Origin of the sequence: Chroococcidiopsis sp. SAG 2025, assembly GCF_032860985.1 — a bacterium.
GTDB lineage: Bacteria > Cyanobacteriota > Cyanobacteriia > Cyanobacteriales > Chroococcidiopsidaceae > Chroococcidiopsis.
Genome location: NZ_JAOCNC010000001.1, coordinates 3,737,775 through 3,754,593, shown reverse-complemented (window position 1 = coordinate 3,754,593; position 16,819 = coordinate 3,737,775). Strand labels below are relative to the sequence as shown.

15 protein-coding genes are annotated in these 16,819 nt (G+C 44.3%); 11 read left to right on the top strand and 4 right to left on the bottom strand.

From position 1 onward, the window contains the following. Nucleotides 1-366: 366 nt before the first annotated feature. Nucleotides 367-1,455, top strand: a complete 1,089-nt coding sequence (hrcA, locus tag N4J56_RS18250; RefSeq protein ID WP_317107728.1) for a heat-inducible transcriptional repressor HrcA — start codon at nt 367-369, stop codon at nt 1,453-1,455. Between the two features lie 74 nt (nt 1,456-1,529). On the opposite strand, the gene N4J56_RS18245 is transcribed toward hrcA, so the two are convergent. Next, complete coding sequence (locus N4J56_RS18245) at nt 1,530-1,763, bottom strand: hypothetical protein (RefSeq protein WP_192155366.1); 234 nt, start codon at nt 1,761-1,763, stop codon at nt 1,530-1,532. A gap of 172 nt (nt 1,764-1,935) precedes the next feature. Here N4J56_RS18245 and N4J56_RS18240 point away from each other — a divergent pair, with 172 nt between their 5' ends. Then, on the top strand, nt 1,936-3,201 hold the full coding sequence (locus N4J56_RS18240) for a folylpolyglutamate synthase/dihydrofolate synthase family protein (protein WP_317107727.1): 1,266 nt from the start codon (nt 1,936-1,938) through the stop codon (nt 3,199-3,201). A gap of 102 nt (nt 3,202-3,303) precedes the next feature. Here N4J56_RS18240 and N4J56_RS18235 read toward each other — a convergent pair whose 3' ends face one another. Further along, nucleotides 3,304-4,626, bottom strand: coding sequence for a sugar ABC transporter substrate-binding protein (locus N4J56_RS18235; RefSeq protein WP_317107726.1), 1,323 nt, complete (start codon nt 4,624-4,626; stop codon nt 3,304-3,306). A 128-nt stretch (nt 4,627-4,754) separates the two neighbouring features. Here N4J56_RS18235 and pilM point away from each other — a divergent pair, with 128 nt between their 5' ends. The 8 genes from pilM to pyrR all read left to right on the top strand — a co-directional run bounded on the left by pilM (nt 4,755) and on the right by pyrR (nt 13,888). Continuing rightward, nucleotides 4,755-5,879: a type IV pilus assembly protein PilM gene (pilM, locus tag N4J56_RS18230; protein ID WP_317107725.1), complete on the top strand. Its 1,125-nt coding sequence runs from the start codon at nt 4,755-4,757 to the stop codon at nt 5,877-5,879. After that, entirely contained in the window at nt 5,872-6,663 is a 792-nt protein-coding gene (locus tag N4J56_RS18225; protein ID WP_317107724.1) for a PilN domain-containing protein, read from the top strand. The genes pilM and N4J56_RS18225 overlap by 8 nt, the downstream gene beginning before the upstream one ends. Beyond that, nucleotides 6,660-7,409, top strand: coding sequence for a pilus assembly protein PilO (locus tag N4J56_RS18220; RefSeq protein WP_317107723.1), 750 nt, complete (start codon nt 6,660-6,662; stop codon nt 7,407-7,409). The genes N4J56_RS18225 and N4J56_RS18220 overlap by 4 nt, the downstream gene beginning before the upstream one ends. Before the next feature lie 643 nt (nt 7,410-8,052). Further along, nucleotides 8,053-10,266, top strand: coding sequence for an AMIN domain-containing protein (locus N4J56_RS18215; protein ID WP_410500352.1), 2,214 nt, complete (start codon nt 8,053-8,055; stop codon nt 10,264-10,266). 121 nt (nt 10,267-10,387) lie between these two features. Then, nucleotides 10,388-10,861, top strand: a complete 474-nt coding sequence (locus N4J56_RS18210) for an OsmC family protein (protein WP_317107721.1) — start codon at nt 10,388-10,390, stop codon at nt 10,859-10,861. 279 nt (nt 10,862-11,140) lie between these two features. Then, entirely contained in the window at nt 11,141-11,644 is a 504-nt protein-coding gene (locus N4J56_RS18205) for a hypothetical protein (RefSeq protein WP_317107720.1), read from the top strand. A gap of 188 nt (nt 11,645-11,832) precedes the next feature. After that, nucleotides 11,833-13,119 carry an aminopeptidase P N-terminal domain-containing protein gene (locus N4J56_RS18200; RefSeq protein ID WP_317107719.1) on the top strand — a complete coding sequence of 429 codons (1,287 nt, stop codon included), beginning with the start codon at nt 11,833-11,835 and terminating at the stop codon, nt 13,117-13,119. A gap of 232 nt (nt 13,120-13,351) precedes the next feature. Beyond that, nucleotides 13,352-13,888 (top strand): bifunctional pyr operon transcriptional regulator/uracil phosphoribosyltransferase PyrR, encoded by a 537-nt coding sequence (gene pyrR / locus N4J56_RS18195; RefSeq protein WP_410500532.1) that lies wholly within the window; start codon nt 13,352-13,354, stop codon nt 13,886-13,888. A gap of 10 nt (nt 13,889-13,898) precedes the next feature. On the opposite strand, the gene N4J56_RS18190 is transcribed toward pyrR, so the two are convergent. Continuing rightward, nucleotides 13,899-14,465: a hypothetical protein gene (locus N4J56_RS18190; RefSeq protein ID WP_317107717.1), complete on the bottom strand. Its 567-nt coding sequence runs from the start codon at nt 14,463-14,465 to the stop codon at nt 13,899-13,901. Between the two features lie 208 nt (nt 14,466-14,673). Between N4J56_RS18190 and N4J56_RS18185 the strand changes: the two genes are divergently transcribed. Next, on the top strand, nt 14,674-15,636 hold the full coding sequence (locus N4J56_RS18185; RefSeq protein ID WP_317107716.1) for a DUF6263 family protein: 963 nt from the start codon (nt 14,674-14,676) through the stop codon (nt 15,634-15,636). A gap of 141 nt (nt 15,637-15,777) precedes the next feature. Here the strand turns inward: N4J56_RS18185 and N4J56_RS18180 are convergent, their stop codons facing one another. Next, on the bottom strand, nt 15,778-16,743 hold the full coding sequence (locus tag N4J56_RS18180; RefSeq protein ID WP_317107715.1) for an XdhC/CoxI family protein: 966 nt from the start codon (nt 16,741-16,743) through the stop codon (nt 15,778-15,780). Between the last annotated feature and the right edge of the window lie 76 nt (nt 16,744-16,819).

Here is a 16,819-nt window from a genome sequence, read left to right as displayed (position 1 = left end):
GCTACCAAACAGTTTTTAATTTTAAGCAAAAGTACAGTCTATATTAGATTTAGGGTTGCCGAAGTTACACAAAGTATAGCTCCGGTCGAATTTGTCTAGGTAGAAGTTTTAACTCTGCCGGATGTAGGTCATAAGATTTAACATGTATATATTGACAGACAGTAAGTTTTATGTAGACTCAGGGTATCTTTCCTAAAAAATAGCTAAAACCGTGCAGGAGTTAAGGCACAATCGAAATATAACTTTGTATTTATTTAAAACGGTCTATCTTTTTTGCTATCTTGAATAACTAAAAATTAAAAAAATCTACAGATTACATTTACATTTTTTAAACTCGCTTCTCATCTCACTAGTCTCGTTTTACCTATGCAAGTGCAGCTTAACGATCGCCAACAGCATATACTTTGGGCTACAGTACGACACTACATCGCCACTGCCGAACCAGTGGGTTCAAAAGCTTTATTGGAAGAATATAACCTCGGCGTGAGTTCTGCAACCATTCGTAACGCGATGGGAGTGCTAGAAAAAGCTGGTTTACTTTACCAACCTCACACCTCGGCGGGAAGAATTCCATCTGACTCTGGCTATCGAATTTACGTCGATCGCCTCATCACTCCTTCAGATGTCTGGGGACGACAAGTAGAACACCTACTCCAAGAGCAATTAAAGTGGGAAGATTGGAGCCTGGAAGCTTTATTAAGAGGCGCAGCGCAGATTTTAGCCAAGGTAAGTGGTTGTATTACTTTAATTACCATGCCCAGCGCTAATATGGCACGGCTGCGCCACATTCAACTGATTCAAATCGAGTCAGGGCGGATAATGTTGATTGTGGTAACCGATACTTATGAAACCCAGTCAGTATTGTTAGATTTGCCGACTTCAGAAGCGGATACACTCTTAGAATCAGATCCAGAAGTTATAGAAAGAGAGCTACAAATACTCTCCAACTTCCTAAATAGCCAACTACGCGGGCGATCGCTGTGTGAATTAGCGTCACTTGATTGGAATCAATTAGACTGCGAATTTCAACAATATGGCGATCGCTTAAAAACTGTATTTGCAGATATTTGTCGGCGGACTCAGCCGCTCCCAACTAGTACTCAAATTGCAATTCGAGGCGTATCTGAAGTCTTGCGTCAACCAGAGTTTGCCGAGTTACAGCAAGTTCAAACAATTTTACATCTATTAGAAGAAGAACAGCAGCAGCTGCTACCTTTTATTTTTGAAGAACCGGAATTAGATTCTAACTCCAGGCGGCGAGTTACAATTCGCATCGGCTCGGAAAATACACTCGAACCTATTCGTGGTTGTACCCTAATTTCATCCACCTATCGTCGCGGTACAGTTCCCGTTGGCAGCGTGGGAGTCTTAGGACCAACCCGTTTAGATTACGAAACTGCGATCGCCATAGTCGAAGCTGCTGCTGATTATCTATCTGATGCATTAAGCAACTAGCGAAGTCAAAAGTCAAAATTCAAAATTCAAAAGTGTTTTACACACAACTGTTTGACAAATGACAAATGACTATTCTACATCTTGCCTTTTTGCATCACTTCTTGTAAATGTTGCCGGATCTCTTGTGCCTGCTGTCTATCTTGTTCGCGTAATTTTTGGAACAACTCTACACAAGGTTGAGAATCCATTGACTGAGCGTCATTAATGTATGTTTCATATGCTTTGACAGCTTCAGCCTTATGGTGTAGCGCTGTGAGCAAATCGTATTCTAAATTGCTCATTGCTCTTTCACTTCCAGTTGCAGTCATAGATTTACCCTCCAAAATTCAAAATCGTAACTAATAACTACCTTACTTACTCAAACGGGAACTTCATCTGTCAAAAAGTGGATGCATGAGGAGTGAGGAGTGAGGAGTGAGGAGTGAGGGAGACAAGGGAGACAAGGGAGAATGACGACAAATGACTAATGACCATTGACCAATGACCGACAAAAACATTGACTCTATCCTGAAACCATATCAGCGCTTCGGCGTACATCTTGGTTTAGAACGAATTCAACGACTGCTGGCTAATTTGGGTAATCCTCAGCAGCAAGTTCCAGTGATTCACATAGCAGGAACGAACGGCAAAGGATCTGTCTGCGCTTACCTGTCTGCCGTACTTAAAGAAGCAGGTTACCGAGTTGGGCGCTATACTTCTCCTCATTTGGTAGATTGGACGGAACGCATTTGCCTAGACGAACAACCGATCGCACCAGAAACGCTACAGCAGACATTGCTACAAGTCCAGCAGGCAATTCCGCCAGACGGGGAAACCCCAACTCAATTTGAAATTATTACTGCTGCGGCTTGGTTATACTTTGCCCAAGTTCAGGTAGATATTGCAGTCATAGAAGTTGGTTTAGGAGGAAGATTAGATGCTACCAACGTTTGCGATCGCCCCTTAGTGACGGTGATTACTTCCATCAGTCGAGAACACTGGCAGCAGCTAGGACCAACCGTAGCAGATATTGCCCGAGAAAAAGCAGGAATTCTCAAACCAAACTGTCCCGCAGTCATCGGACAATTACCATCAGAAGCAGAAACTGTCGTGCGATCGCGTATCGAAGAACTTGGATGTCCCGCTGTCTTTCCCCCGCCATCGCGTCAAATTGAACCAGGTTGGGCAGAATTTCAAATTCAAAACTCCTCTACTCCCTGCTCCCTCAAATACCCCTTACCTCTACTCGGAGACATCCAACTGATGAATTCCGCCTTGGCAATTGCCGCTTTACAAATATTGCAGCAACATGGATGGGAAATTTCGGATGAGGCGATCGCAAATGGAATGGGAAAAGCAAAATGGTTGGGGCGGTTGCAATGGACAACTTGGCAAAATCGTCAACTCCTGATCGATGGGGCGCACAATCCAGCAGCGGCGGAAGCTTTACGTCAATATGTCGATACGCTAGAACAACCCATATGTTGGGTGATAGGAATGCTATCTACTAAAGACCATACAGATATTTTTCGCGCCTTATTGCGCCCCAAGGATGAGTTACATCTTGCCCCTGTTCCGGACCATAGTACTGCCGATCCTGAGATACTAGCAAAGCTAGCCCGTGAAGTTTGTCCCCAACTAGCTACGTGTCACACTTATCCAGATCTCTTCGCTGCATTAGAAGCGGCGACAAAATCATCAAATTTAATGATTCTATGCGGTTCGTTATATTTAGTCGGTTATTTTTTGCAAACAAGTCAGTCGTAGGGGCGGGTTTAGCAGATCGATCCACAACTCCAGAGATCGCTGTGCGCTCGAAACCCGCCCGTACAAAAGCCAAAATTAGCAACAACCGTCAACCGTCAACGATTATTTCCCAGCCTTAGCATCCCACTCTTTCGCAGCATCCGCGATCGCCACATCGACTGTTTTTTCTCCCAGCATGGCGGCTTGGAGGTTTTCGTAAATGGCGCGTTTGAGGACGTTGATATTCTCCATTGCGGGAATTAGCACTTCTGCTTGTTTTAACTGGCTAGCGCTAACCACCCGCGCCCGATCCATTTCAGATTTATCACCTGTAGGCACGGATTTGAAATAGCTATCAGCTAAGGCGGGAATTGTGGAAGGGAGGACGTTGGCGGCTTTGGCAAAGGCGAGTTGATTATCGCTGTTGGTCACAAATAAAGCAAACTTTATTGCTGCGTCGGGGCGATCGCTATCTTTAGGAATCACGAGATTCATGACGGCAACATTCTTTTTACCTGTGGTTCCGGTGATTTCTGGTGCAACAGCAGAAACTTTCGCGATTTCTGGGGCGTTAGTCGAAATTGTTTTGAGAAATTCTGCTCCCGTCCCCAATAAAGCCGTTTCCCCTGCTTGATACATCTCAATGCCGTGGCGATGTCCTTGGGTTAAGGATTCTTGGGGTAAGAGTTCCTGTTTATACAAATCTACCCAGTACTGAAAAGCAGCTTTGCCTGCGGCTGTATTAAATGCTGCTTTACCTTGGTCATCTACCAAAGTTACCCCCATTTGAACGAAAGATTGCAGCACTTCCGATGAGTCCTCTGGAACAAAAGTGGCAAAAAAGGCGTACTTACCAGTTTTTTCTTTGACTTGCTTAGCGACCTGCGCCAGTTCTGCGTAAGTTGCTGGCGGCTTGGCAACACCTGCTTGTTTGAGTAAATCGCTGTTATAAATCGTAACTCGCGTGGTGAGATACCAGGGAATGCCGAAACTTTTGCCGTCGAGCGTACTTGCTTGCCAAATGTTAGGTAAATAAGTGGAACGTACCTCGGGCGAAATTTTATTATCCAATGTCAGCCAAGCATTGCGACCAGCTAACACGGAGGCAAAATCTGGATTTAAGTTAACGACATCTGGAGCTGTTTTCGCTGCGACCGATGTTAAGATTTTGCTCTCCATTGCCGACCAAGGCACGTCTACCCAGTTGACTTTCATCCCAGCATTTTCTTTTTCAAAAGCTTGAATCTTCTGGTTGAAAAAATCGGTGAATTCCGGTTGCAACTGCATCGTCCAAAACTCAATTTGTTGGGTGTTAGAGTTGGACTGAGGAGTTTGAGTAGCGACGTTGCCACTACCGCAACTGACGATCCAACTTAGAACAAAACCCAGTAAGGTAAGAAATATTAATTTTGACGATCGCAGCCTATTTGCAAGTCTTTTGGTCATTGACATTTTTAAGATCGTATGTATTCATTGAACAAGCTTGGTGATTCTAGGTTAAATTGAGTAGCTGTAATGAGTATCAAGTCTTTCAGCTAGACTAATTCTTTACTTCATAGACAAGTAGTAAAACAGTGATTGACCGTCTCAAAAGTTTACTGACAAAGCGTGGATGTGGAGTTGGCATTGAACTAGCTCCTGAACGAATTAATATAGCTCAACTGAAAAAGCAGCGACAGGGTTACAAACTAACAGCTTTTTCCTCCACCCCGGTTCCAGAAGGGCTGTTTCAAGATGGTCAAATTGCTGACCCTCCAGCCCTGGCAGAATTAATTCAAAAGGCACTAACTGACACTAAAATCAAAGCCCAATGGGTAGCGACAGCCGTGCCTGGGCGAGAGTCGATCGTGCGGCTAATTCCTTTGCCAGCAGAGCTAAATGACCAAGAACTGAGGGAAATGGTACTGAATCACGAAGCTGGTTTGTACTTACCCTACCCGCGCGAAGAAGCTGATGTTGACTATCAAAAGCTAGGCTACTTCGTTGATGAAGATGGAATTGAGAAGGTACAAGTATTGCTGGTGGCGACTCGCAAGCAAGTTACAGATACCTATATGGATACCTTCCAACACGCAGGGTTAAAAGTTAATGTCATAGAAATTAACAGTTTTGCCTTGATTCGCACGATTCGGGAGCAATTACGGACGTACAGCACGAACGAAGGCGTAGCGCTCGTCGATGTTCAATTTGATAATACAGAAATTGCCATTATTGTTGATGGAGTGCCGCAATTTTCCCGTACTATTCCCATTGGGACGTATCAAATGCAGAGCGCTCTCCTGCGATCGATGAATTTACCTGCATCTAGGGATACTCAAATGTTGGAGTCATTCACTCTGCCACTGACTAGTGGAGATGATGATGACGAACCAGAAGACATGCCAGATGTAGATTCTGGCACTTTGGCAGTGATGCGGGTTCTAGCCGAATTAGCAGACGAATTGCGTCGCTCGATTGATTTTTACCTCAGTCAAAGTGAGAATTTGGAAATGGTACAGGTTCTTTTGTGCGGACCTGGGGGTGGTTTGGGCAACTTGAGTGAATTTTTCCAACAAAAGTTAAACATTCCCACAGCGCCAATCGATCCAGTAGCAGCACTGTCTTTAGATGTAGACGAGGAGAAAATTACTCCAATGCAAAGACCGGGATTGGGAACGGCGATCGGTTTAGGAATCAGAGGTGCATGGGGCAATGTATAGTTTAGATGTAAATTTTCTCAAAGACCGCACCCCCCAGAAGTCAGGGTTTGCGACTGGTGGAAGCAAAACGCGGATGTCAGCGGTTGGTCAAACACCTCTATTTGTCGGAGCGGCTGTAGCGGCGGTGATTCCAGTGGTGGTTGGAGCTTGGTGGTTATTGTTACAAACGCAAAACACCCAGATGGAAAATAAACTAGCTGCGTTAGATGCAGAGTTAAACCGCTTGGGCTTGCAAGAAGAAGAATTGAAAAAAATTCAAGCTGAAACCAGTGTATTGCAAACAGATACGAAAGCATTAGCCACTGTTTTCAACCAAATTCGCCCTTGGTCGGCAATGTTACAAGACTTGCGCGATCGCATTCCTAGAACGGTACAAATCGAATCGATCAAGCAAATTCCGGCGATCGCTTCCTCTGGCGCACCACCACCACCTGCGGCAGCGGGTAATGCGGCTCCACCACCATCTGCGAACCCATCTGGTGGGATTGAAATTACTGGTAAGGCGCGATCGTTCAGCGATGTGAACGATTTCTTATTAACTCTGAAACAGTCAGCGTTCTTCCAAGCGCCTGACACTCGCATTATTTCAGCAGAACTAGCCGAGGCTGCGGCATCGAATGAAAAATCAGCCGTAAAACCACCGTCACTTGTGAGATATACAATTCAATCTAACTTAAGTAATGTCCCAGCCGCCGATCTGCTCCAAGAGTTAGAGCGTAAAGGGACGTTAGGACTGGTGACTCGGATTCGCACCCTGCAACAAAAAGGAGTCATTCAACCATGACTATTAGTGAAGAATTTATTTCTGTAGAAGCAGATCTTGAGGCTGCACCGTCCTATCCTACTGTTTTTGGCGTGACTCTAACTCCAACGATTAGCGGAGCGCTGCTAGCAGTTGTTGGTCTTGGTTTAGGGGGTTACTTGTTTACTTCGTTTGTCACGCCAGCAATGCAAAAGCATGACGAGCTAACAGCAAAACAAAATGAAAAGCAAAACTTGGTGCAGCAAAAATCCGCTAGCATGGCGCAGAAGCAGCAAGTAGAAACAGAATTAGCGAAAGCAAAACAGCAAAAAGCAGATATTTTGACTTTATTTGCCAACGAAAGTACGCTCGATACTTTACTTATCGATCTCAATCGACTCATACAGTCGGTTAATGGCAAGCAAAACGCTACTGCTAAATTGAAAAAATTTACTCCCGCCAATCAATCAGCCGAAACGATCGCTGATGGTTCGCTTGGTACTGATGTCAATGGCAAACTCAAACGTCGAATAGTTGATATTAATATCTCTGGAACATTTGACCAAACTCAAGCGATTTTCCGAAGTATTGAACGATTGCAACCATTATTAATCGTGAGAGACTATCAATCAACAATGGTAGCTGCTACCGATAAGGATGGAAAACGTGCTGACGGTGCGCCAAATATCGATACTTCCTTTAAATTACAGGCTCTGATTCCCGTATCTCCAGAGGAAGCAGCAGCAGCGGCAGCAGCAGCGGCTAAGGCAGCTGAAGCGAAGAAATAAATTCGGAATTCGGAATTAAATAGCGGTCAGTTCGTAGGGGCGGGTTTATCAAAAATCTCTGGATTTGACTAAAGATATCGATAAACCCGCCCTTATAGATATTGTAGTTAAGTTATCGAAGTTCATAGATTTTATAATTTTGAATTTTCTATAGGAACTGTTTTTTTCAGCGAAATCTCGGTATAAATTCGAGGAACGTGACTAAATCCGTCCCGTACGGGTATTGCGATCGCTCTAGGAAATTGGATATAAAATATGGGGTTGATCGCAGTCTAATTATCTAATTTTGTAGATATCATTATGTAACAAAATTACCGTACATTTACTGAGATTAGAGATAATACCAAGATGAAGTCAAAGATTTATAAGTAAAATTTCGCTTGGGAAAAATGCCGAAATAAAGTTAGCTTGCTTGTGGAGTTTTTCAGGTGAAATTATCTCCTTAATTCAGCAAACAGTTATCAAGTGCATAGTGAGGAATTTATCTTACAAAAGCGCTTTCCAGTTCTTAAACAATAGTTCTTTCATCCAAGGAATGAAATCGATAACTGATAACTGATAACTGTTATAACTCATTCTATTTCTGTAAATTGTCAGGCGAATTTGCGTTTATTAGCTTTCAAATTTAGGGCGATCGCCTGCAATGCGCGTAGAATACCTAAACTTTACTCAAAGTAGAAACAGAACTGTGAAACAGCTTCAAGGTAGTAACATACTATTTATCGGGGTAGCAGTCGCACTCGTTGCAGCGCCGCCAGTATGGGCAAAACCTGCAAAGGTAACAGGAGTCAAGCTAGATCCAACAAATAACGGCTTAAATGTGGTTTTGCAGACTTCCACGGCGGCTCGCCCCCAAGTCTTAACCAGCCAGCAGGGTAATACTCTAGTTGCAGATATTAGTAACGCTCAGTTGAATTTACCCGAAGGACAAGATTTCCGTCAAACCAAGCCAGCACCAGGTATTGATTCAGTCATTGTTACCAGACTTGACTCTAGTAGCATCCGGCTGATGGTCACTGGTACTACCAATGCTCCTAGCGGTCAAATGCAACGTAACGGTCAAGATGTAACGTTTAGCGTTAGCTCTACGCCAGAAAAATCGACATCAGGAGCATCTACACCAGAAAGAATTGCCCAAGCAAAACCCGCTCCAACAACTGGTACGACATTTAAACCAGGGCAATCGGTAACAGTTCAAAAACCCCTTTTTCCCAATCCAGAAATTACAGTTGACGGAAAGCCAGTACCACCCTCTGCAATGCGCGGGAATCAAGCCCAACCGCCATTCTTGCCTAGAGCAGTTGCCCCACCCGTGGGAGATATTGCAATTTCCAACACCGATTCTTCTCCGGCTCTGATCGATCTTGGCAGCCGAGAACGAGTACCGCGTCTAGTCTTGCGGGATGCTCCCGTGCGCGAAGTCCTCTCCTTACTCGCCCGTGCTGCTGGTCTCAACTTAGCTTACACGACAGCCACACCTCAAGGGCAACAAGGTCAACCAGCTCCGACTGCGCCTGGAGCGGGGGGAGCTGAGGGACCCAAAGTCACTCTAGATATTCAAGACGAGTCCGTACAAGATGTTTTCAATCACGTACTGCGGATTACAGGCTTGCAAGCCAATCGGGAAGGACGCACGATTTTTGTCGGTCCCAGACTGCCCAACGATGCTCGTAATTTAGTCACGCGCAGCTACAGGCTAAATCAGGTCACGGTAGGCGTAGCACTTAACTTTTTAGTCGCGATGGGTGCAGAAAGTGCCGTCAGCCGCGAACGCACGATCACCAGCGTTCAAGCCGTACCTGTAGGTGGTGGACAAGCTCCCGCAACACAAACCCAAACGAGTACAGAGACGCGGATTGAAACCCAACGGATCGACTTTCAAGACTCTACACCCCTACTACGGGGATTAGAAGTCGTCGGTGACGAGCGGACGAACTCCGTTACACTGATTGGTTCTCCCAAGCAAGTTCAGGTTGCTAGCGCTCAACTAATCCAACTCGACTCTCGCCGTCGTCAGGTTGCAATTAACGTCAAGATTGCTGATATTAACCTCTTAGCAACTGAGGACATTAATACCAGCTTTTCGTTTGGGCTGGGTGATACTTTCTTACAAAACGCTCAGGGTGCTGGAATTATCAACTTTGGTACGAGAAGCCCGCTAGCTGTGAGAGGTCTTCCAGGAGAAAATCCTCCGGGGTTTGCCAGACAATTTCTATCTCGTTTGCAAGCTCAAGTCACAAGTGGCAATGCTAAAGTTTTAACCGATCCTACCCTGATCGTTCAAGAGGGACAGCAGGCTGCCGTCAATCTGACACAAGAAGTCGTGGGTAACATTACTAGAACTATTACTCAAGGTACGGGTGGTCTCGGTCAAGATACCACGACGATTCAAAAAGAGCGAGTGGGTTTGACTGTTGGGATTAAGATTGAACGGGTTGATGACAATGGTTTTGTTGCCCTATCTGTAGCCCCTACAGTCAGAGCAGTACAAGATCAATATAGAGATACAACTGGTAATTTGATTGCTTTAATTAACGAGCGATCGCTGACTTCTGGGCTAATTCGCCTCCGAGATAATCAAACTTTAATCCTATCAGGTATCATTCAAGAGTCAGACCGAACCAGCGTCGATAAGGTTCCCATTCTAGGAGATATTCCGATTCTTGGCGCATTGTTTAGAAGCACAAACAAAATAAATCAGCGTCAAGAAGTCATCGTATTGTTGACTCCTCAAATTATCGACGATTCAGAGCGATCGTCATCTATGGGATATAACTATAATCCCAGTCCTGATGCGCGTCAAATGCTAGAACGCAGCCAAAATCGCAAAGTTCAAACGCCTAATAATAATCGATAGATTGCCAAAGATTTATCAGTACTAGTGTAGCGATCGCTGAAAGTTATGCTAAGTTAAATTTCTTGTAGGATGCGAAATTTCGCATCTTTTTTATTATCTTCTACGAAGGGTTATTCACAAAATGAAACCCAAAACACATACTTATACTGTCAAAGTTGAATGGACTGGAAATCTAGGACAAGGAACGAGTCATTACAAAACATATACACGCAATCACGAGATTTCTGTAGCTGGAAAGCCAACAATTTTAGCCTCATCAGACCCAGCTTTTCGCGGTGACTCTACCCGATATAATCCAGAAGAATTACTAGTAGCATCACTCTCTACCTGTCATATGCTTTGGTATTTGCATTTATGTGCCGAAGCTGGGATTATTGTTATTAGTTATGTCGATAACCCTACTGGTACGATGATGGAAACCGATAATGGTAGCGGACGCTTTACAGAAGTTACACTGAAACCAAGCATAACTATCAACACAGCAAGCGATCGCGAACAAGCCATTGCCCTACATCACACAGCACACGAAAAGTGTTTTATTGCAAACTCCGTTAACTTTCCAGTAGATTGTCAGCCCGCGATCGCTTCTATCTAAAGTCTGACACATACATTTCGTAAGTGGCTCTATAGAAAGATGTCATTTCTATTTATATTTGTTCAGCTAGATAATATCTAAATAATTTAGGAAAACGCTATGAAAATCTTTTTTTGGACAACTCTGTCCTTTGTAATTGTAGGTACAATTATGCTACTTCTCCAACCTATTATTGACTTCCACTAACACATTCTTTCTTAAAAACCTTCCCAATCCCTACAAAAATCTAAGGCAACCCTTAGCGCCTTAGCGCCTTTGCGTGACATTTTCTTAAGAACCATGAATTATCTAGTAGCAGTCTTACCAAACCGCATTCAAGCAGAAGCAGCTTATACAGCACTTGAAAAAGAAGGACTACCCAAAGAGCAAATTAACATCCTCGGTCAAGGCTATAAAAGTGCAGACGAATTCGGTTTCATCAACCCCAACGAACAAGCCCGTAAAGGAGCAAGTAGACTAGTAACCTGGCTCGTACCCTTTGGCTTTGCCGCAGGCTATCTCTTCAACTTACTCACAGGTATTGAAATTATCCCTGCATTAGGCGCGATCGGCAACCATCTAATCGCAGGTGTCTTAGGCGCAGTTTCCGGTGGATTAGGCGCATATTTCGTTGGTGGTGGCGTAGGTTTATCTGTAGGTAGTGGCGACGCATTACCCTATCGCAACCGCCTGAACGCAGGCAAGTATCTAATTGTCATAGAAGGTACAGAAGAACTAACCCGACAGGCAACACGGATACTGCGATCGTTTGAACCAGAAAACATTCAGGGATATGCTGGCTAGTAAGTCAAAAGTCAAAAGTTAAAAGTCAAAAATTGTCGGGGCGGGTTCACCAGAAATTCCGGTCAGAGTCGAAGACAATTGGTAAACCCGCCCGTACAGAAGTCAGAAGTCCCTGCTCCCTGCTCCCTGATAACTGAAAATAGCTGTTCCATCTACAATACTGATAAAAGCATACAGATCGAGCAGCTATGCAAGCAGAGTACAGCCAGCGTCGCGAACAGTTGATGGCTAAAATTGGCAACGGCACGGCAATTTTTCGCAGTGCGCCAATGGCAGTCATGCACAACGATGTAGAATATAACTTTCGCCAAGATAGCGACTTCTTTTATTTGACAGGGTTTGACGAACCGGAAGCCGTGGCTGTCTTAGCACCCCACCATGCCGAACACAGATTTATTTTATTTGTCCGTCCTAAAGAGAGAGAAAAAGAAGTCTGGACGGGCTATCGTTGCGGCGTAGAAGGGGCAAAAGAAATCTATGGGGCAGACGAAGCTTATCCGATTGCCGAACTTGATGAAAAGCTGCCGCAGTATTTAGAGAAAGCAGACAAAATCTATTATCGTCTGGGACGCGATCGCAATTTTAACGAAAAAGTCTTGTACCACTGGCAGCGCCTCATGGCAACTTATCCTAAACGCGGTACGGGACCAATCGCCATTGAAGATGCTGGCGTAATTTTGCACAGCATGAGACTGGTAAAAAGTCAAGCAGAATTAGAATTAATGCGGCAAGCTGCTGCTATTTCTGTTGAGGCACACAATTACGCCCAAGAAATCGCCAGCCCAGGACGTTACGAGTATGAAATTCAAGCGGAAATGGAACGCATCTTTCGCTTGCGGGGTGGGACGGGTGTAGCTTATCCTTCAATTGTGGCTTCGGGAGAAAACGCTTGCATCCTGCACTACATCGAAAATACGCGCCAGATGCAAGATGGCGACTTACTGTTAATTGATGCAGCCTGCGCCTACGGTTATTACAACTCTGATATTACTCGTACTTTTCCTGTAAATGGCAAGTTTACAGGCGAACAGAAAGCGTTGTACGACATTGTACTAGAAGCGCAAAAACAAGCGATCGCCCAAGTTAAACCAGGCAACCCCTACAGCGCCTTCCACGATACCGCCGTCCGCGTCCTCACTGAAGGTCTAGTCGAACTCGGCATCCTGCAAGGACAAATTGACGACTTAATTAAAGAAGAAAAATACAAACCCTTCTACATGCACCGTACCGGACATTGGCTGGGATTGGACGTTCACGATGTTGGCGTTTATCAACATGGTGACTCCCCCCAAATTTTACAACCAGGACAAGTACTGACAGTAGAACCAGGACTTTACATCGTACCGCAGACTCAACCTGCCGAAGGACAACCCGCGATCGATCCGCGTTGGGAAGAAATCGGCATTCGGATTGAAGATGATGTCCTCGTCACCGAAACCGGACACGAAATCTTAACCGCAGGAGTACCGAAGTAACAGTGACCAGTGACCAGTTATCAGTGGTAATTGGTATTTTCACTACTCCCGGTACGGGCGGGTTTATCTGCACAATTCTGGATTGTTTCAAGGATATCCTGTCAAAACCAGCCCCTACGACTCCCGACTCCCGTACGGGCGGGTTTATCTACACAATTCTGGGTTGTTTCAGGGATATCCTGCCAAAACCCGCCCCTACGACTCCCACTCTCCCACTCCCATCTCCCCACATATGCCCCAAAAAATCGTTGAAATCCTCTCAGCCGATGAACTCCGGCGAACAGTTAACCGCCTTGCTTCTCAAATTGTAGAAAGATGTCGCGACCTTTCCCATTTGGTTATTTTAGGCATTCATACTAAAGGCGTTCCTTTGGCGCAAATCTTAGCTAGTCAAATCGAAATGCTAGAAGGTGTTTCTGTTCATGTGGGGGCGTTAGATATTACTTTCTATCGGGACGATTTAGACAAAATCGGGGTGCGGACACCAGCTAAGAGTGACATTCCGCTAGATCTAACTGGCAAAATCGTTTTATTAGTAGATGATGTCATTTACAAAGGGCGGACAATCCGCGCCGCCCTCAATGCTGTAAACGAGTATGGTAGACCAGAATCGATTTGGTTAGCGGTACTTGTAGATCGGGGTCATCGAGAATTGCCAATTCATCCAGATTTTATCGGCAAACAGCTACCTACGGCAAAAGACGAACAAGTCAAGGTATATTTGCAAGATTTGGATGGCAGAGATGCGGTAGAGTTAATTGGAAATTAGACCAATAGCATTACCAACGGCTGGAGGTAACTTCAGCCTGGACGTGACGGCGAACGAGATATTCAAAATGATATAGGTATGCGGCGATAATAGTCCGCCCGATAACTGGTGTTGAAAATAAATGTTTTGGATCGTCCCAAGCAAACAACATTAATAAGTATTTAATTACAGAATTTTCCGAAGAATCGTAGGGACATATTGCAATAATAATTGCTATAGTCAAGATTGTAGATACTGCGATCGCTAACCAAGCAAATAGCCCTTCCCACCAACTCATTATCCCAGGAAAAAAGCTATCACTGTCCTCGGTTGTAGCAGATTGAGTATCTGGGAAAAAGTGGTCTAATATGAGGTGAAGCCAATGATGGATGAAGGTAATAATTAGAATTGGTGCGAGCAAAGATAAAACTGATAAACACCAACTCATCTTAGTAGATAAATGTTCGCCAATAAATCGAATAAAGGGAATGCTAGTTTGTTTAATAATTAGTGTAACAACTCCCATCAGCAGTGTTAGCAGAATGGCACTCATCCAAGCACCTGTAGCGGGAAACCAAGTAAGAGAGTTCTTTTTCATAAATATAAAACCATAGACACGCGAACGGTAATTATTTAGATAATCCGTACGATCGCGCTAAATTTGCTTCAGTGAGAATACCAGATATTTAAATCTGTATTTTCACTGTTGGAAATACATCTTCATGAAGCATATGTTTTTGTAGAGATTGGTGCGTAGTGCGTGACACCCGACCGCCAATTACCAATTACCAATTACCCAAAAACATATGAAAAAACTATTATTGTACAGCTCTATTTGTTGTCTAGTTACTGCTTCGGGATTAACGGTAAATGCAGAAACACCATCCCTAGTTAAACAACAAGCAAAAACTCAAATCGCATCTGCTACAGCACAGTCTCAAGTCGAACTGTTAGAAGCAGGAAATGAACCACGGCAAGAACTACGCTTTCGTCCTCAAGTAAATGCAAAACAGACAGCTACTATGACCCTACAAATGGATACTGATGTATCTATGGCAGGTCAAACAATGCCGAAAGTCGATCTACCACCGATAACAGTTGCTATAGATACAGTAGTAACAAAAGTCGAACCTAACGGTAACGTTCACTTCAAATCGTCTTACTCTAATGTGGATGTGATGAATTCTAGCAGCTTGCCACCGCAGGTATTGGAAGCAATGCGATCGCAAATGAAAAAGATGGTTGGCACGAGCGGATCTTTCATAATTGATAACCGCGGACAAATTCAAACTGCTAAATTTGCGTCACCTCAGAAGTCAGATGCAAACTTAAAACAATTCTCAGAGCAGATGTCAACTTCTTTCGACCAAATGTCTTCACCTTTACCTCAACAAGCTATTGGTATCGGAGCCAAATGGCGCGTTACAACTAAACCTTCTCTTTTGGGAATGAGCGTTAAGCAAACAATAACATATGAGTTAGTCAATCTAAAAGATAATATAGCAACTTTAAATATGTGGTTTGAGCAGCACGCTAACCCACAAAAATTAACTTTACCAGGGATACCAAATGGAGCTACTGTAACTCTAAAATCGCTTGAATCCAAAGGTGATGGACGATTGATGATGCAGCTCGATCGCCCTTTTCCGCTGCGTGCTAATCTGATTGCGAACTCTAAAAATGAAATGAGTATTCAGCAGGCTGGTAAGGCAGGTGAAGCAATTAGAAACGGCAAATTTTACATGAAACTTAATCTTCTATCGAAGTAAAGGTACTAGATCTAGCATCAGATAACTGCAAGTCACAGCTACACGACAAAACCCGCAAGGCAAAGGTTAAAAAGATTAACTTTCCGTCAGTCCGCGCAGGCGGACTTGGTTTGTGTAGACGCGAATTATATTCGCCCAAGCTTAGCTTAGCTGTGACAAAGGGCGACCCGTACCACCCCGACGCACTAAAATTAATTCGGCGCAGATACTTACAGCAATTTCTTCTGGTGTCAGCGCTCCAATATCTAAACCGATTGGTGCATAGAGCGATCGCAATTTATTTGAAGGAATACCCTCTGTTTCTAGCGCTTGAATCACTTGACGTACCCGCTTTACACTCCCAATCGTACCGATATATTTACACGCAGGATTTCGAGCTAACAAAACTTTTAAAGCTGCTAAATCGTACTGAAAACCCCGCGTTACCAGTGCTGCATAAAGTTGCGTATGAGTTGCTAATTGTGTCACAACTGAGGCGATCGCTTGGTTAAAAATTGCGGTTGCTTGGGGATAGCGTTCTCGGTTTGCCCACTCTGGGCGATCGTCTTGAATAATAACTTGAAATCCAATTGTATAAGCAACTTTTGCTAATTGTTCTCCTACATGTCCCGCCCCGACGATTAATAAAGTTGGTGGCGGTTGTAGAGTTTCAATAAAAGATTCTTCAATGGCAATTAAAGTATTTTCTGATAATAAATATGGCAATTTGTCAAGGGCAAAAGGAGTGACGAGAGTAGCTGTTTGTCCCGATTGGAGTAAACTGATAATTCGATCGACAAGGGCGATCGCCTCTTTACCAGACCACCTTTCCAACCAGATTTGCATGATTCCGCCGCAAATTCCTTGGGTTTGCCGTTGTGTTGCACCAGTCAGATCGATCTCTACCAATTGCTTTTCGCCTGTTTCCAGTACTGTCATGGCTTGGCGAATGACTTTTGCCTCCCCCGCACCGCCACCGATGGTATTGTAGGTACGACCGTCAGCACAAATAATCATTTTGGCTCCTACTTCTCTGGGAACCGACCCTTTAATGGCGATCGCGGTTGCTAGTACGACTGCTCCCTTTTCTAACGCTTGGGCGAGTTGCTGGTAGCAATTGATAGTCATTTTTACTCTGCAAACATCTCGGTGAGGGTATCCAAAACGGCTTTTTGTTCGTTGGAATCGATTTGACCCAGCTTTT

What these genes read in the sequence shown, in the direction of transcription:
- N4J56_RS18185 (WP_317107716.1), top strand. Translation starts at nt 14,674, where the DNA reads ATGAAAAAACTATTATTGTACAGCTCTATTTGTTGTCTAGTTACTGCT.
- N4J56_RS18190 (WP_317107717.1), bottom strand. Translation starts at nt 14,465, where the DNA reads ATGAAAAAGAACTCTCTTACTTGGTTTCCCGCTACAGGTGCTTGGATG.
- N4J56_RS18205 (WP_317107720.1), top strand. Translation starts at nt 11,141, where the DNA reads ATGAATTATCTAGTAGCAGTCTTACCAAACCGCATTCAAGCAGAAGCA.
- N4J56_RS18210 (WP_317107721.1), top strand. Translation starts at nt 10,388, where the DNA reads ATGAAACCCAAAACACATACTTATACTGTCAAAGTTGAATGGACTGGA.
- N4J56_RS18245 (WP_192155366.1), bottom strand. Translation starts at nt 1,763, where the DNA reads ATGACTGCAACTGGAAGTGAAAGAGCAATGAGCAATTTAGAATACGAT.
- pyrR (WP_410500532.1), top strand. Translation starts at nt 13,352, where the DNA reads ATGCCCCAAAAAATCGTTGAAATCCTCTCAGCCGATGAACTCCGGCGA.
- N4J56_RS18220 (WP_317107723.1), top strand. Translation starts at nt 6,660, where the DNA reads ATGACTATTAGTGAAGAATTTATTTCTGTAGAAGCAGATCTTGAGGCT.
- N4J56_RS18200 (WP_317107719.1), top strand. Translation starts at nt 11,833, where the DNA reads ATGCAAGCAGAGTACAGCCAGCGTCGCGAACAGTTGATGGCTAAAATT.
- N4J56_RS18240 (WP_317107727.1), top strand. Translation starts at nt 1,936, where the DNA reads ATGACCGACAAAAACATTGACTCTATCCTGAAACCATATCAGCGCTTC.
- N4J56_RS18235 (WP_317107726.1), bottom strand. Translation starts at nt 4,626, where the DNA reads ATGACCAAAAGACTTGCAAATAGGCTGCGATCGTCAAAATTAATATTT.
- N4J56_RS18215 (WP_410500352.1), top strand. Translation starts at nt 8,053, where the DNA reads ATGCGCGTAGAATACCTAAACTTTACTCAAAGTAGAAACAGAACTGTG.
- N4J56_RS18225 (WP_317107724.1), top strand. Translation starts at nt 5,872, where the DNA reads ATGTATAGTTTAGATGTAAATTTTCTCAAAGACCGCACCCCCCAGAAG.
- N4J56_RS18180 (WP_317107715.1), bottom strand. Translation starts at nt 16,743, where the DNA reads ATGACTATCAATTGCTACCAGCAACTCGCCCAAGCGTTAGAAAAGGGA.
- hrcA (WP_317107728.1), top strand. Translation starts at nt 367, where the DNA reads ATGCAAGTGCAGCTTAACGATCGCCAACAGCATATACTTTGGGCTACA.